A 15,074-nucleotide genomic window follows, 5' to 3' on the forward strand; every position below is an offset into this window, starting at 1 on the left:
CCTTACCGCAGCAATAACGTAATATTACCTGCAACAACAAGTATCACAATTGCCAAAAAAAACATTAATGTTACGACTAATAATGCAGCTAGTATAAACATGATATGTTTACTTATAATAGTTAAGCTTGTAATAATTGGTCCATCACCAATAGGTTGTAATACTGCTGCAGCAATTTTATAAATAAAAGCAATAGCAAAAATTTTAATCGCAGGAAATATAGCTAAAAAAACGATGACAAGTAATCCAACAATACCGACTGCATTTTTTAATAACAATGAAGCACTTAAAATCGTATCGGCAGCGTCTGTAAACGTTCTTCCTACTATTGGAATAAAATTTCCCGTAACAAATTTTGCCGTTTTCATTGCAACTCCATCCTGAATAGCACTAGCAGCTCCTTGAACAGACATAACCCCTACAAAGATGGTTAAAAAGACTCCTAATACGCCTAAACTCACGGATTTAAATAAATTTGCAAGATGCGTCACTTTATAGTTTTCGTTTAAAGTACTGATAATTAACAATAATGCCGATAAAAACAATAAAGGCAGGATAAATTTTGAGACGACTACACCACTTACGTAAATAAGAAAAACGATAATCGGTTTAAAGAAGGAAACGGTTATAATATTTCCAAACGTAGTCATTAACCCCAATATTAATGGGAGTAATGCTATTAAAAAGTTGCTCATCGAATCAATGGCATCCTTTGTATATGAAAAAGCTAGATAAAAACTATTTAATGCTAAGTAAATTAATACCAGGTAAACAACGAAATAAGCTATTTTACTAACTGCATTTCGTTCAAAAGCTGTATGCATTGTTTGTAACAGTACTGAAAATAAAGTCAACATCAACAATAAACCAAGTAGTTTTCCATTTAGAATAATTTCATGAAATAGATATTCCACTATTCCGTGGAACGTATCTTTTAATGAAAAGGATCCATTTTCCTTAATAAATTCAATTAAGCTGGTTTTCTCAAGTTCTGGAATATACCCGCCATATTCATTGGCAAGCCCATTCCAATGCTTTTGAATTCCTTCTAGAGAAACCCCTTCTAAAATGCTAGTTTTCAGATCCTTTCCATCAATCTGAACTGCTGCAGTTACAGTTGTATGCCCGAAAAAGAGTAAAATCAGAATGAACAGGACGCCAAATGATCGTTTAACTAGTTTCATTCACCTACAGATACCCCTTTCAGATAAATTGCTAGATTATGTAACCGGTAAAAAGTTCAAAATTGCTTCTATGACAGCAGTTATGATCGGGATAGCAAGTAATAAGATAAAGACTTTACCAGCAAGTTCTATTTTAGCTGCTACTGCTTCTAACCCAGCATCCTTGGTAATATTGGCTCCAAGTTCTGCAATATAAGCAATACCAATAATTTTTAAAATTGTTTTCATGTACATGCCATCAATATTGGCTTTTTCACCTAACGATTCAATTAATTGAAATATAGTACCGATTTGCCGAATGATTGCTAAAAAAATAATAATTCCAGTAATTACTATTAGAAAGAAGGCAAATGACGCGTTTTGATCTTTTAAAACAATGTATAAAATACTTGCCACAATTCCTAGAACAACTATTTGTATGATGTCCATATAAAATTACCCCTGAAAAAGGAATACAGATTTTATCTGCTGAAACAAATCAGACAAACCATTTATTACGATTATTAAAACGATGATAAACCCAACCAATGTTGCAAATTGAGCTATCTCCTCTTTTCCCATTTGTTTTAAAATCGTATGAATTATCGCGACAATAATACCTATACCAGCTATTTGAAATAAGATGGATGCATCAGTCAGCATGGATGTACCCCTTTCTCTACTATTCAATTAAATCAGTAATAATACTATAAATAGTCCACATAAAAATCCTAAGCTCTTTGCCATTTTGCTATATTTATATTGGTTATCCCTTGCTTCTTCCAATTCTCGATTGAGGTGACTGACCGTTAGCTGTATATGTTTTTGCTGTTGTGTGAAATCATGTTGACCAAGAGTTCGTCCAAATTGAAGCAAGATTTCTTTTTCGTTATTTCCTAATGAAGAATCCTTCATTAACTTACCTATACTTTTTCCCCATAAACTTGCTAGATCTGTACCACTTTTTTGCATGCCATCACATAATGCTTTAAAAAATGATTGTGTCGGTTGTGGTATTTGGTTAGCTATTGTCTCAAATGCATCCCTTAATGATAATTGACTATATAAAATTTCAGCTTCTAAAATTTGTAACGCATTCTTTAACTGTCTTATATGCTTTGGCCTATTGTTCAGCCGCTTACTCATTTCAAATCCTATCCAAGTTGTTGTGCCTATGAAAAGAAGTGCTCCAATCCACTTCATGCGGAGTCACCTCGACTTTGTGTAGTATATTTTCTTGCTTATGGTTATAAATACGTTTAATATGCCCTGGTGTTGAATGCTTGTCTAAAACTATTATTCGCCCAAATACATTGTGCTGAAATAATTCCTGTAATGAGGGTCTTTTCTTCAACTCTTCTAAGCTCTCACCATGAATTGTACAAATTACGACTACACCCGCATGTACTGCTTCCATTAAAGCTTGTACATCTTTATAGCTTCCTATCTCATCCACGATTAGTACGTCCGGTGACATAGATCTAATCATCATCATCATACCTTCTGCCTTTGGACATGCATCCATTACATCGGACCTTAACCCTAAATTGTGCTGTGGCATTCCTTTTAATGAACCACCAATTTCAGATCGCTCATCTATTACAGCGACTTTATTGGCCGGTATATTATTCCATCCTGTAGCAATTAGACGAGTAATATCGCGAATTATTGTTGTCTTCCCGGTTTGTGGTGGACCTACTAGTAACGTGTTTAGATATTTGCGTGTGTATATATAAGGAAGCACTGATAATGCAGCACCAATCTTTTCCTTAGCAATTCTAATGTTAAAGAAAGTAATATGCTGAATCGCTTTAACAGACCCGTTTAATGTATTTACCTTCCCAGCTAGCCCAACTCGATGACCGCCTTCAAGTGTGACATATCCTTCACGTAATTCATCTTCCATGCGGTAAAGTGAAAACTGACTTATTTGATTGAGTACATAAATACTATCTTTTCTAGTTGGAACTATTTTGTCTATCCATTCTATATGGTTGTTATCAAATATCAGTTCTATTGGTTGATTTAAACGGAAACGTATTTCCTGTAATACACCCCATCTTTCACTGATTTTTGATTTTATTGTACTTTTTATTTGATCGGGAAATAAACGTAGAATTTCCTCCATAGCATGTCCTCACCTTTTAATAGCTTTACTATAAATGTATGTTTGGTAGAACAATTTATGACTAGGTTTTATGGGGATTATAAAGGGTTGTTTGGGTGAATGCAGAAAAAAGGAAAGTCCGTTGAAAAGGACTTTCCTTTAAAATAATTTCTGTTCAATTTATGCTCTTGATACGTACTTACCATCAGTAGTATTAATCACTAAAACATCACCAGTATTAATGAAAAATGGTACTTGTACAATATGTCCAGTTTCTAATGTAGCTGGTTTTGTTCCCCCACTTGCAGTATCGCCCTTAATGCCAGGTTCAGTTTCGGTAACTGTTAACTCAACATTATTTGGTAAGTCAACTCCTAAAATTTCGCCTTCATAGGTAATAACCGATACTTCCATATTTTCCTTCAAAAATTTCAATTCGTTTTCAATTTGTTTCGATTGTAACTCAATCTGCTCATAGCTGTTTGTATCCATAAATGCATGTGAATCACCTGAAGCATATAAATATTGCATTTTTCTGTTTTCGATGTGCGCCTTGCTTACTTTCTCTCCACCTCGAAATGTTTTCTCCTGGATGTTTCCGTTTCTTAAATTACGTAATTTAGAACGGACGAAAGCTGCGCCTTTCCCAGGTTTTACGTGTTGAAACTCTAATACTTGCCAAATATCATTATCTACTTCAATTGTTAATCCTGTTTTAAAATCATTAACGGAAATCAAAATAATACCCTCCTTGAAAATAAGCCATTGATAATGTATGTTCAAAAACGCCATCAGAGCTTATCATTTGGTTTTTGAACACCCCAAAAAACATAACATCTTATTATAATTGAATTAACTCCTTAGCTGCAAATGTTAAACGCTCATTTCCAGATTCAGTCACAACTACATCGTCCTCGATACGACATCCACCAACACCTGGAACGTAAATACCCGGCTCTACCGTTACAACCATTCCAGCTTTAAGCGGTGTTTCACTACGGTGTGAAAGACCAGGATTTTCGTGAACATCCATTCCTAATCCATGACCAGTCGAATGTCCAAAATACTTTCCGTAGCCTTTTTCAGTGATATAATCCCTAGTTAAAGCGTCCGCCTCTTTTCCAGTAATACCAGGCTTAATACCTTCAACGCCTCTTAATTGCGCCTCAAGTACAGTATCATATATTGTTTTTAATTCGTCATTAATATCACCAACAGCAAGTGTCCGGGTAATATCTGAACAATAGCCTTGGTATAATGCACCATAATCTAGCGTTACTAACTCTCCATTTTGGATTTCTTTCGTTGAGGCAACTCCATGTGGTAACGCTGACCGATTACCCGAAGCTACAATAATATCGAAACTAGATGACGTTGCACCTTGTTTACGCATGAAAAATTCAAGTTCGTTTGACACATCAATTTCTTTAACGCCAGGCTTAATAAACTTTTGAATATGAACATAAGCTGCATCAGCTATTTCAGCTGCTTTCTTTAATATAGAAAGCTCATCAGCAGTTTTAATCAAGCGTAATTCCTCAACCAATCCACTTACCGGAATTAGATCTCCGTCAATTACTTTTTGATATTGTTCATATGTACCATAAGTCATGTGATCTTTTTCAAAACCGATTCGAGTTGCATTTAGATCTTTTAGCTGATCATTAATTTCTTGGACAATTATTTGTTTATGTTCAACTACCTGGAATTCCTTTATTTGTTCATTAGCTTGCTCCGTATAGCGAAAATCTGTAATAAAGCGAGCATCATTTTTTGTTACGATTGCTACTCCAGCTGTTCCTGTAAAACCAGTAATATATCTGCGGTTAACAGGACTTGTAATAACAAGTGCATCTAAACTTTTTGAGTCTAGTTCTTTTCTTAATTTATTTAGTTTCTCCATGTTCTCCCATCCCTTTCTAGTTTTTCTCAATAAATGCTAACGCTGCTAAACGATAGCCAGTTAATCCTAAACCAACAATTTGCCCATAACAAACAGGTGCAAGCATAGACGTATGACGAAATTCTTCTCGATTATGTACATTTGATATATGTACTTCAATGACAGGGGTTTCAATAGCCTTAATCGTATCCCGTAATGCTATGCTAGTATGGGTGTATGCAGCTGGATTAAAAATCACTCCAATATAGTTACCATTAGCTAGTTGTAGTCGATCAATCAATTCCCCTTCATGATTTGATTGATAACTTTCCAACTTAAAACCGTGACTAGAAACTAATTGTTCCAGGTTTTGTTCAATATCTTGTAAAGTAAATTGACCATAAACCTCTTTTTCACGTTTTCCTAACATATTAATATTAGGACCATTCAATAATAAAATACGATCCATCTGTGATCTCAACCCTTTATAAATAATTCGGACTTTTTAATTTTATCATAAATGGTCATTTTTGAATAATGATATTGATCTTACTCTGTCTGTTTACGTTCTTCCGTTAATATTGTGTCATGGTAATCATAAGAGATGGAATATCCAATAAACGTTCCATATAAGATAAATAAACATAAGGTTGATATAATTGTATTAGCACTAAGTTCAGTTAATTGTGGTACATTAATAAAGATCGGCTGAGCCACGTAAAAAACAATAAACCAAAGAACTATTCCAAATGCAGAAGCCATCCACATTGAATTTATTTTCTTAAACAATCCATAATATATAAATGCGGTCAAAATGGAAAGAACACCTACCATTAAAATTGACACAACATTACCTAACCAACTATCTGTCCATTCCGCAACTAACCATGATCGTAGTAAAAAAGTTTTTGGAGCTACTTCTGAAAAGCTAAAATAATACATGACAAACCCTAATAAACTCCATAATAGCCCCCCTATAAAACCAGTAATTAGAGATCTTGTTACTAGTGTCATCGGTTTTTCTCGTTTATTTTGTTCTAACTGCCTATCTTCACTCACAGTTTACACCTCCAACCTTTAGTATGACCAAATGTGGTAAAACAAATCATCCACTTTAATGTGTTTTTATGTCGCAATAATTATAAATAACAATATTCTAATTAAATGAAACTAGTGATATGATATTTCCTATAAGTAGTACAAAGGATAATTATGATACAATATCAAGAAAAGGACTTCTTATTTGAATAATCGTAGGATAAAATGGAAAGAATCTATTGTAACAATTCATTTGAAAAAAATTTTAAAATGATGCTATAAAAATAGCTATGAGTGGTATATAAAAGTAATAACTGTTTACAACTGAAAGGAGGACAGATTCTGAATGTTACGTAATAAACTCTCTCTAATCATGTACTTAATCATCGGTCTTGCTGTAGTTGGCCTGCTGTCTCAGGTGTTTACAAATACCATAAATTTCATTACGAATATTTTTATAATGATTGGAATAGGTCTAGCTTTCTTCGCATTAATCTATTTCGTTTTTCTCAGAAAAAGAGCTCCTTCTAGTGACATGAAAAAATATAAAAAAGCAGTCAAACAATCAAAGTCAAAGTATGGACACGATAACAAACCCAATTTCACAAACTCTAAGCGTCCACAACAAGTACAAATGAAGAAAAAATTAAATAAACGTGCATCACATCTTCGGGTGATAGATGGGAACAAGCACAAAAGAAAAAATAGAGCTACATTTTAAAAAATCGCATTTAATAAGAAATGCGATTTTTTTGATCTTTTATATAATGTTTTATACCCTACTTCGGCCAATATTTTAAAAAGCGTTCGGCACTTGTTTTACCAGTTTCTATTAAACGTAGTTTGGTTTCTTCGCTAATAGAAAAGTTGGTTGTTTCCACATCTTTTACTGGAATGAATATAATATTGTTTTTCTGTGATTTTGAAATATATCTTGAATCATGTGCCTGTTTCATCGTTGAAAATAGACCATGAAACATTTCCAATGCATTTTTGATCTTTCTTGGTTGCTGACTAGATAACTCGCCACTTAATTTCACACCTAAAATAGGACGTGTAATGGATTCATTACGATTTTCAAAAATCCATAATGGAAAATTACTCAACAATCCTCCATCAACAATCATGCTTTTCTGATTCGTTTTACCTGCCAGCTTTTTTGGCATAAAAAAATATGGGAAACCCGCACTCATACGAATCGCTTTCGCAACTGAAAAATACTTTGGATGTAAGCCATATATACGCTCCAAGTCATCTGGAATAACAACAAGCTTTCCAAGTGTCAGATCACTGACAACAACTTTTAAATATTCTGGTTTTAGATCATCAAACGTGTAAATATTTTTTTCTGCCAGCCGCTCATACAACCAGCCTTCCATTTTATCCCCTTTATATATCCCCATCTGAAAGTATAAAAACAACCACTTACTAAATGGTATAACGTCACTAATTTTAGGTGGATCCAGCAATAACTTTAAGTCCAATCCTTTAATTAGATCATTTATTTCATCCGCACGATAGTTTGCCGCTAGAAAAGCTGCAACAATTGCTCCGGCAGATGTTCCAGCTACTCGTTCGATTGTATAGCCTTTATTCGTTATACTTTGTAATGCACCTAAAAACGCATATGCTTTGACCCCACCACCTGAAAATACTGCATCAATTTTCATCAGTTCTCTCCCTTATGCGGTCTTTATACATTTTTAAGCACATTATATGTAGAATAGAACACCATTTTGAAAAAAACCATTCCGTTTGTAATGGAATGGTTTTTTTTATTACTATTATTTTTCTTTTTGAATCTGTCTCAAATCTTCTACTCGCATTTGATCAGTTTTAAAGTACTGTACCAAGTCACCTATCCGATCAATGGAATTCCAGCTTAGGTGGTGCTCAATACCTTCCACGTCGTCATAAATATTTTGATTATCTACTCCAATGATATCAAGAAACTCTTCTAATAGTTCATGACGAAAAACCAATCGTTCTCCAACTTTTTTGCCTTTTGCAGTTAAAATAAACCCTCTATATTTTTCGTAATTTAAGTATTCATCTTTATCCAATTTTTGAACCATTTTCGTTACAGAAGATGGATGAACCGTTAATGCTTCTGCTATATCAGAAACACGAGCATATCCTTTTGTTTCAATTAAATTATAAATTTGTTCTATATAATCCTCCATACTAGGGGTAGGCATAAAATCTCCTCATTTCAAAGAATAATTTTTTATCTAACGCAACATTGTTTCTCATTAAATCATACAGGATTTGACGACAATAGACAAGCAATTACCTTTCATACGAAAAAAAAGAACTAACCATTTTAGATTAGCTCTTCTCGTTAAAGAATATATTATAAACCGCATTTCAATTGCGCACCACAATTGGTACATGTATTACAACCACCCATGTCCTCTACACTTCCTTTTCGACATACAGGACATGTATCTCCTACTTCTGAACCAATTGTAACATTTGTTTTATCTAATTCCTGAATGGTATCCATTAATACCACACGTGGTTTTTCTGTTGTGTTCGTTTCTTCAGTCTTTTCATCAAATGAATTTTCTTCTGCTTTTAAGGTTAGCACCTGGGTGTCTCGACTTCCATCCACATACACTGTACCACCTTTAGCACCACCGCTATACAATCTCCGGTACACATTTTCTACCTGGTTTACTGTATAACCTCTTGGTGCATTTACAGTTTTGGAAATAGAACTATCCACCCAGCGTTGAATTACACATTGTGTATCTGCATGTGCCTCTGGCGCTAAATCCATTGCAGTTATGAACCACTTAGGCAGATTATCAGGATCTTGATCAGGATTATTATCAAGGTATTTCCGAACAATATCCGCTTTTACCTCGATAAATTTACCAAGTCTTCCACTTCTAAAATAAGAGAAGGAAAAATATGGTTCTAATCCTGTGCTGACTCCAACCATTGTCCCTGTTGATCCTGTTGGGGCAACAGTTAATAAATGTGAGTTTCGAATACCGTGTTTTAAAATACCTTGTCTTATATCTTCAGGCATTTGTTTCATATAGCCAGTATTTATGAATGCATCTCGTAGATCATTTGTTTCAGTCTCAGTTTGTCCAACTAAAAATGGGAAGCTCCCCTTTTCTTTTGCAATTTCAATCGATTCCCGATAAGCAGTAGTTGCAATGGTTTCAAAGATTTGATCAACTAACACATTTCCTTCTTCAGAACCATACTCTGTTTCACAATAGATTAATAAATCATGTAATCCCATAACACCAAGTCCAACTCGTCGTTCACCGAGAGCTTGTTTTTTATTTTCTTCCAAGAAATAAGGTGTAGCATCGATAACATTATCTTGCATCCGAACGCCAGTTTTCACCGTTTGCTTTAATTTCTCAAAGTTAACTGTTTTTATATCTTTGTTAGCCATTTCAGCCAGGTTTACCGCTGCCAGGTTACAAACAGAATATGGTGCGAGAGGTTGTTCACCACACGGGTTCGTTGCAACTACTTGATGTCCATATGCTTTTGCATTTGTTTGGTCATTTGCATTATCGATAAAAAATATGCCTGGTTCTGCTGAGTACGTTGCACAGACGTTAATCAAATTCCATAATTCCTTGGCTTTAACCTTACGATATACGCGGACACCGTATCCCATCTCTTCCCATTTACGGACATCGCCTACATTGTGCCAGTTCTCATTGTACTCTTGCATTTCTTCTTTCGTATAATTTTCTACATCTGGAAAACGAAGCTCGTACATATCATCGTTTTCAACTGCTTCCATAAACTCTTTTGTTAAACAAACAGATATATTCGCACCGGTTAAAAATTCAGCATTATGAACAGTATACGTTCCACCTGATTGCAGCTTTTGTTCCGCTTCACGAATAGCAGCTTGTGTAAAACCACCTAAGCCAGGCATTGATTTATAATTAACAATACCTTGATATAAATCAATTTCCGTATCCGTCAACGGTGTAAATTTAAGTTTTTCTTTTGCTAGTTGTTTAATTTGCTCATCCTCTGTGTTCTCGATTAAATAGCGCAAAATTCTCGGATTCTGCATTTTTGAAATAATAAATTCAATGATGTCAGGATGAGAATCAACTAACATAATCATTTGGGCCAAAGTGTGTTACGTTGATTCGTTACATCAACTCTCTAAGTCACCTTAGAGTTCAGACCATATCTTACACTTAAAAAAGTGTCCTCGCACTTCGAAATCACTTGATTTCTACTCTACTCATTTCCGTCATTTGACGTACTTTCGATGGTCGTTGAACCTTCTCCAATACGGAGCTCGGCTGCTGATTGTCTTTATCCACTTGTTGTTTTTAAGCATTCACGTCTACCGTTTCCGGTTACGTTGTAGCCAACAAGTCATCAAAGAGTTCCCAGCAATTCACGAGGTTTATTTATAGACGAAGCACTTAATATAATTTACCACGTCTTGATCCACCCTGTTCAACTAAATGTGTTAATTTAGCAATATCATCTAACCAAGATACGGATCCAGATGATTTTCCGTTAACACCTTTTGCAAGAGTATTTCTAGGGCGTAATGTAGATCCATTCGTACCAACACCGCCACCTCTACTCATGATTTCCATCACCTGTTTCCGATGATCCGAGATTCCTTCACGCGAATCTTGAATATACGGCATTACGTAACAATTAAAATAAGTAACATCTGTTTCAGCACCAGCACCATATAAAACACGTCCAGCAGGTATAAAGTTTAAATTTGAAAGTTCGTCATTAAACTTATCAAACCATTCTTTTTGCTTTTCTTCCGTTTTTTCTACTGTTGAAAGCCCTGTAGCATTTCTTCTGGCAATCTGTTCATAAAAAATTTCCAATGGTTTATCGATAACATCTAACGAACGTTTTATAACTCCCGTTTCAAGCTCTTCCTCATTGTCTAGGACTGAAACAAATTCAGAGTCAACTTGAATATCTGCTACCTTGTTCAACCAGTCAATCGCCTTTACAAACCCTAATCCTCTTGCAGGGAATTTTGGATCGGCTTTAACTGTTAATACAACAAAGTCTCCTTCAGTAAGTGTAGTTTTCTCGGTGTCCTTGAACGCATAACGATCTAGCATTACTAGACGGGAAACACCCTTATGCGTTAGTTTCATATCATCAGTAATTGGATGTACTTGAGGAAAAAGTTCAATGTCTTTGTTTAGTTTCATAATATCAATTTTATTCTTATCTTCAACAACAATCGACAAATTCATCGCTCCTTATGTTATAATTTTAACTACTATAACCATATCATATTATCATAAATTTAAACAATATATTGTATTACGTTTTTTAAAAAATACTATATATTGTGTTTTGATCAAACTATTTCCTATTTGTCAATTATAGAAAAAGCCCAATTTCGTTTGTAAATGGAAGTATTAAGAAGATAACGATTACTATTCACATATAAATCAACTTTTTTGTTAGTTGCATTATAAGTTTTTGTTGTATACACTGCAAAATGCTACAAACCAACAGTTCATATTTTTTATTTTAAAAAACGAACTATAAAATTAGATAAAAAGACTTATTTTGATCGATCAAAATAAAAAATAAAAATCCTTTGAAAAAAATTACAATCGAACCTATAATATAGTAGGAAACAATAGATAAAAAGGGGACAAATCATGGAATTTTTAATTATAGTGCTTGTAATTCTTTTTGGTTTTGGTTTATTTCGGTATTTTAGACAACGTGCATATTTAAAAACATTAACAGAAGAACAATTTCGCGAGGGATACCGCAAAGCGCAATTAATTGATGTTAGAGAACCACAGGAGTTTAAAAAAGGGCACATTCTTGGTGCACGAAATATCCCTTTAACACAAATGCGGCAGCGTCTAATTGAAATTAGACCTGACAAACCTGTTTATTTATACTGTCAAAGCGGATCAAGATCAGTAAGGGCTGCTCAACTGCTTAGAAAAAAGGGCTACGATGATCTAAATCAGTTAAAAGGCGGCTTTAAAAAGTGGACAGGAAAGGTAAAAATAAAATAACTAAAAAATAGAGGATGTTCTAAGCATTGACCTTGCTTGGAACATCCTCTTCTCATTATTTATTATATCTCAAAATCGGTTTTCTAGCTGCAGTTGTTTCGTCCATCCGTTTAACAATAGTATTGTGTGGTGCCTCTTGTACAGTTTCTGGATCGTTTTTAGCTTCATCAGATATTTGCAGCATCGTATCAATAAAGCCATCCAGCGTTTCTTTTGATTCCGTTTCTGTTGGTTCAACCATCAACGCTTCCTCCACATTTAATGGAAAGTAAATTGTTGGTGGATGGTAACCATAATCAAGTAATCGTTTAGCAACATCTAGTGTACGCACCCCAAGTTTCTTCTGTCTTCTTCCAGATAGAACAAATTCATGCTTACAATGTTGTGGATATGGTAGATCAAATTCCTGTTCAAGTTTGTGCATCATATAGTTAGCATTTAAAACTGCATATTCACTAACCTTTTTAAGTCCCTCCCCACCCATCGTACGAATATACGTATATGCACGGAGATTAATACCAAAGTTACCATAGTATGGTTTAACTCGCCCAATTGAATCTGGACGATCAAAATCGAATTTATACAAATCATCTTGTTTAACAAGTAATGGTTTTGGTAAGTATGGTGTCAGTTCTTTCGATACACCAACTGGACCTGATCCAGGACCTCCACCACCATGTGGGCCAGTGAACGTTTTATGCAAATTCAAATGCACAACGTCAAACCCCATATCACCAGGTCGTGCATAACCCATAATTGCGTTTAAATTTGCACCGTCATAATATAATTTACCACCTGCATCATGAACTATTTTTGCCATCTCTAGTATCTCAGTTTCAAATAATCCTAGAGTATTAGGATTTGTTAACATTAATGCAGCAGTGTCATTACCAACGACCCGTTTCAAATCCTCTAAATCTACTAATCCTCTTTCATTTGATTTAACCGTAATTGCATCAAACCCCGCAACTGTAGCTGATGCTGGATTTGTACCATGCGCTGAGTCAGGTACAATTACTTTTGTTCGTCCAGTATCGCCATTCGCTTCGTGAAAAGCACGAATCATCATCAATCCAGTCCATTCACCTTGCGCACCTGCTGCTGGCTGTAATGAAACTTCATTCATACCCGTAATTTCCTTTAATGATGTTTGTAAATCATACATCATTTCTAATGCACCTTGAACGCTTTTTGGGTCTTGATATGGATGAATATGACTGAAACCATCTAATCGTGCTACATCTTCATTTATCTTAGGATTATATTTCATTGTACAGGATCCCAATGGATAAAATCCGGAATCCACACCAAAATTACGACGTGATAATCCAGTGTAATGCCGCATAATCTCTAGTTCGCTCACTTCCGGTAGATCTGGAGCTGTTTTGCGAATGAACGGCTCATCAAATTCACTGGCTAAATCAAATTCTGGTACATCCAATTTAGGTAGACTAAAGCTGGTTCTACCTTCTTTACTACGTTCAAATATTAATGGAAAATCTTGATTAGCCATTGATATCCCCCAATTCTTTAACAAAAGTATTAATTTCCTCTTTTGTACGAATTTCTGTAACCGCAATTAACATATGTCCTTTTAATTCGGGATAAGCTTGTTCTAGATCATAGCCTCCAATAAATCCTTTTTGCAGGAGTTGAGTATTATATTCCGTAACAGATCCAGACAATTTAACAACCAATTCATTGAAAAAAGTTCCCGTTGTCATAACCTCTAAATTAGCCTCTGATAATTTCTGTTTCATATAACGTGCCTTGTGCATATTCAGCATAGCCATTTTTTTCAGTCCATGTTTTCCAATCGAACTCATTGCTACAGAACTAGCTAATGCATTCAGCGCTTGGTTCGAGCATATATTTGAAGTAGCTTTATCTCGCCTTATATGCTGTTCACGAGCCTGTAACGTTAATACAAAACCACGCTGCCCATCTTCATCCTTTGTCTGTCCTACTAATCTACCAGGAACTTTCCGCATAAGTTTTGTAGTAGTTGCAAAATATCCACAATGTGGTCCACCAAATTGTGCTGGGATACCAAATACCTGTGTATCACCTACAACAATGTCTGCTCCGAACTCGCCTGGAGGTGTTAAATATCCTAATGCTAGTGGATTACTAGAAACAATAAACATCGTCTTCTTCTGTTGATCAATTATTTCTTTTACCTCGTTTAATGGTTCTATTTGTCCAAAAAAGTTAGGGTATTGGATAACGACGCTTGCTGTATTTTCATCCAACTCATTCGCTAATTGCTTTAAGTCTGTGCGCCCATTTACTTGATCTATCTCAACAATTTCCAAATTTGGCCCTTTAGCATATGAATCGATTACTGCTCGTGATTCTGGATGGACAGCTTTTGATACGAGAATTTTTTTCTTTTTCGTTGTTGCTGCACTTAAATTTACTGCCTCAGCGAGTGCAGTTCCACCATCATACATGGACGAATTAGCTACCGCCATTCCCGTTAGTTCACTAATCATTGTTTGGAATTCAAAAATAGCTTGTAATTCCCCTTGCGAAATTTCAGGCTGATATGGTGTATAAGCTGTGTAAAACTCTGACCGTGATATAACGTGGTCAACAACTGAAGGTATAAAATGATCGTACACACCTGCACCTAAAAATGAACGATATTCTTTTAAATTAGCATTTTTACTTGCAAGATTGGAAAGTTCCTTTTTCAATTCTACTTCGCTAGTAGGCTTTTTAAGATTAAGATCTCCCTTAAACCGAACTTTACTTGGAATATCAGAGAATAATTCATCTGTAGTATCTACGCCGATTGTTTCCAACATTTCTTTTTTATCGGCTTCAGTCATTGGCAAATAACGAAATTCCATTAT

General features: G+C 34.9%; 15 protein-coding genes and 2 pseudogenes. 2 read left to right on the top strand and 15 right to left on the bottom strand.

The window, feature by feature from the left end:
* Nucleotides 1-2: 2 nt before the first annotated feature.
* From spoIIIAE to CS937_RS10880, 9 genes are all read right to left on the bottom strand, one after another.
* A complete protein-coding gene (gene spoIIIAE, locus CS937_RS10840) occupies nucleotides 3-1,184 on the bottom strand; it encodes a stage III sporulation protein AE (protein WP_099158473.1) in 1,182 nt (393 codons plus the stop codon).
* 36 nt (nucleotides 1,185-1,220) lie between these two features.
* Complete coding sequence (spoIIIAD, locus tag CS937_RS10845; RefSeq protein ID WP_099158474.1) at nucleotides 1,221-1,613, bottom strand: stage III sporulation protein AD; 393 nt, start codon at nucleotides 1,611-1,613, stop codon at nucleotides 1,221-1,223.
* 6 nt (nucleotides 1,614-1,619) lie between these two features.
* Nucleotides 1,620-1,826, bottom strand: a complete 207-nt coding sequence (spoIIIAC, locus tag CS937_RS10850) for a stage III sporulation protein AC (RefSeq protein WP_099158475.1) — start codon at nucleotides 1,824-1,826, stop codon at nucleotides 1,620-1,622.
* Between the two features lie 27 nt (nucleotides 1,827-1,853).
* Complete coding sequence (spoIIIAB, locus tag CS937_RS10855) at nucleotides 1,854-2,366, bottom strand: stage III sporulation protein SpoIIIAB (protein WP_099158476.1); 513 nt, start codon at nucleotides 2,364-2,366, stop codon at nucleotides 1,854-1,856.
* Nucleotides 2,311-3,291 (bottom strand): stage III sporulation protein AA, encoded by a 981-nt coding sequence (gene spoIIIAA, locus CS937_RS10860; RefSeq protein WP_099158477.1) that lies wholly within the window; start codon nucleotides 3,289-3,291, stop codon nucleotides 2,311-2,313. Before spoIIIAA ends, spoIIIAB begins: the two co-directional genes overlap by 56 nt.
* A gap of 159 nt (nucleotides 3,292-3,450) precedes the next feature.
* Entirely contained in the window at nucleotides 3,451-4,008 is a 558-nt protein-coding gene (gene efp, locus CS937_RS10865) for an elongation factor P (RefSeq protein WP_099158478.1), read from the bottom strand.
* Between the two features lie 103 nt (nucleotides 4,009-4,111).
* Nucleotides 4,112-5,173, bottom strand: coding sequence for a M24 family metallopeptidase (locus tag CS937_RS10870; RefSeq protein ID WP_099158479.1), 1,062 nt, complete (start codon nucleotides 5,171-5,173; stop codon nucleotides 4,112-4,114).
* A gap of 16 nt (nucleotides 5,174-5,189) precedes the next feature.
* On the bottom strand, nucleotides 5,190-5,621 hold the full coding sequence (aroQ, locus tag CS937_RS10875) for a type II 3-dehydroquinate dehydratase (protein WP_099158480.1): 432 nt from the start codon (nucleotides 5,619-5,621) through the stop codon (nucleotides 5,190-5,192).
* Between the two features lie 80 nt (nucleotides 5,622-5,701).
* Nucleotides 5,702-6,211 (bottom strand): YqhR family membrane protein, encoded by a 510-nt coding sequence (locus CS937_RS10880; protein ID WP_099158481.1) that lies wholly within the window; start codon nucleotides 6,209-6,211, stop codon nucleotides 5,702-5,704.
* A 325-nt stretch (nucleotides 6,212-6,536) separates the two neighbouring features.
* Between CS937_RS10880 and CS937_RS10885 the strand changes: the two genes are divergently transcribed.
* Nucleotides 6,537-6,911 (top strand): SA1362 family protein, encoded by a 375-nt coding sequence (locus CS937_RS10885; protein WP_099158482.1) that lies wholly within the window; start codon nucleotides 6,537-6,539, stop codon nucleotides 6,909-6,911.
* A 58-nt stretch (nucleotides 6,912-6,969) separates the two neighbouring features.
* On the opposite strand, the gene CS937_RS10890 is transcribed toward CS937_RS10885, so the two are convergent.
* The 4 genes and pseudogenes from CS937_RS10890 to CS937_RS10905 all read right to left on the bottom strand — a co-directional run.
* Nucleotides 6,970-7,860 (bottom strand): patatin-like phospholipase family protein, encoded by an 891-nt coding sequence (locus CS937_RS10890; RefSeq protein ID WP_099158483.1) that lies wholly within the window; start codon nucleotides 7,858-7,860, stop codon nucleotides 6,970-6,972.
* 114 nt (nucleotides 7,861-7,974) lie between these two features.
* Complete coding sequence (mntR, locus tag CS937_RS10895) at nucleotides 7,975-8,388, bottom strand: transcriptional regulator MntR (protein ID WP_099158484.1); 414 nt, start codon at nucleotides 8,386-8,388, stop codon at nucleotides 7,975-7,977.
* Between the two features lie 155 nt (nucleotides 8,389-8,543).
* A pseudogene (locus CS937_RS10900) lies at nucleotides 8,544-10,310 on the bottom strand (vitamin B12-dependent ribonucleotide reductase); the annotation flags it as partial.
* Between the two features lie 316 nt (nucleotides 10,311-10,626).
* Nucleotides 10,627-11,427 (bottom strand): annotated as a pseudogene (locus CS937_RS10905) (ribonucleotide reductase N-terminal alpha domain-containing protein); the annotation flags it as partial.
* 417 nt (nucleotides 11,428-11,844) lie between these two features.
* Between CS937_RS10905 and CS937_RS10910 the strand changes: the two are divergent.
* Entirely contained in the window at nucleotides 11,845-12,216 is a 372-nt protein-coding gene (locus tag CS937_RS10910; protein ID WP_099158485.1) for a rhodanese-like domain-containing protein, read from the top strand.
* Between the two features lie 55 nt (nucleotides 12,217-12,271).
* Here the strand turns inward: CS937_RS10910 and gcvPB are convergent, their stop codons facing one another.
* Nucleotides 12,272-13,729: an aminomethyl-transferring glycine dehydrogenase subunit GcvPB gene (gene gcvPB / locus CS937_RS10915; protein ID WP_099158486.1), complete on the bottom strand. Its 1,458-nt coding sequence runs from the start codon at nucleotides 13,727-13,729 to the stop codon at nucleotides 12,272-12,274.
* Nucleotides 13,722-15,071, bottom strand: coding sequence for an aminomethyl-transferring glycine dehydrogenase subunit GcvPA (gcvPA, locus tag CS937_RS10920; protein WP_099158487.1), 1,350 nt, complete (start codon nucleotides 15,069-15,071; stop codon nucleotides 13,722-13,724). Before gcvPA ends, gcvPB begins: the two co-directional genes overlap by 8 nt.
* Nucleotides 15,072-15,074: the final 3 nt, after the last annotated feature.

Origin of the sequence: Virgibacillus ndiopensis, assembly GCF_900187325.1 — a bacterium.
GTDB classification, from domain to species: Bacteria; Bacillota; Bacilli; order Bacillales; family Amphibacillaceae; genus Virgibacillus_E; species Virgibacillus_E ndiopensis.

What these genes read in the sequence shown, in the direction of transcription:
- spoIIIAE (WP_099158473.1), bottom strand. Translation starts at nt 1,184, where the DNA reads ATGAAACTAGTTAAACGATCATTTGGCGTCCTGTTCATTCTGATTTTA.
- spoIIIAD (WP_099158474.1), bottom strand. Translation starts at nt 1,613, where the DNA reads ATGGACATCATACAAATAGTTGTTCTAGGAATTGTGGCAAGTATTTTA.
- spoIIIAC (WP_099158475.1), bottom strand. Translation starts at nt 1,826, where the DNA reads ATGCTGACTGATGCATCCATCTTATTTCAAATAGCTGGTATAGGTATT.
- spoIIIAB (WP_099158476.1), bottom strand. Translation starts at nt 2,366, where the DNA reads ATGAAGTGGATTGGAGCACTTCTTTTCATAGGCACAACAACTTGGATA.
- spoIIIAA (WP_099158477.1), bottom strand. Translation starts at nt 3,291, where the DNA reads ATGGAGGAAATTCTACGTTTATTTCCCGATCAAATAAAAAGTACAATA.
- CS937_RS10870 (WP_099158479.1), bottom strand. Translation starts at nt 5,173, where the DNA reads ATGGAGAAACTAAATAAATTAAGAAAAGAACTAGACTCAAAAAGTTTA.
- aroQ (WP_099158480.1), bottom strand. Translation starts at nt 5,621, where the DNA reads ATGGATCGTATTTTATTATTGAATGGTCCTAATATTAATATGTTAGGA.
- CS937_RS10885 (WP_099158482.1), top strand. Translation starts at nt 6,537, where the DNA reads ATGTTACGTAATAAACTCTCTCTAATCATGTACTTAATCATCGGTCTT.
- CS937_RS10890 (WP_099158483.1), bottom strand. Translation starts at nt 7,860, where the DNA reads ATGAAAATTGATGCAGTATTTTCAGGTGGTGGGGTCAAAGCATATGCG.
- mntR (WP_099158484.1), bottom strand. Translation starts at nt 8,388, where the DNA reads ATGCCTACCCCTAGTATGGAGGATTATATAGAACAAATTTATAATTTA.
- CS937_RS10910 (WP_099158485.1), top strand. Translation starts at nt 11,845, where the DNA reads ATGGAATTTTTAATTATAGTGCTTGTAATTCTTTTTGGTTTTGGTTTA.
- gcvPB (WP_099158486.1), bottom strand. Translation starts at nt 13,729, where the DNA reads ATGGCTAATCAAGATTTTCCATTAATATTTGAACGTAGTAAAGAAGGT.
- gcvPA (WP_099158487.1), bottom strand. Translation starts at nt 15,071, where the DNA reads ATGGAATTTCGTTATTTGCCAATGACTGAAGCCGATAAAAAAGAAATG.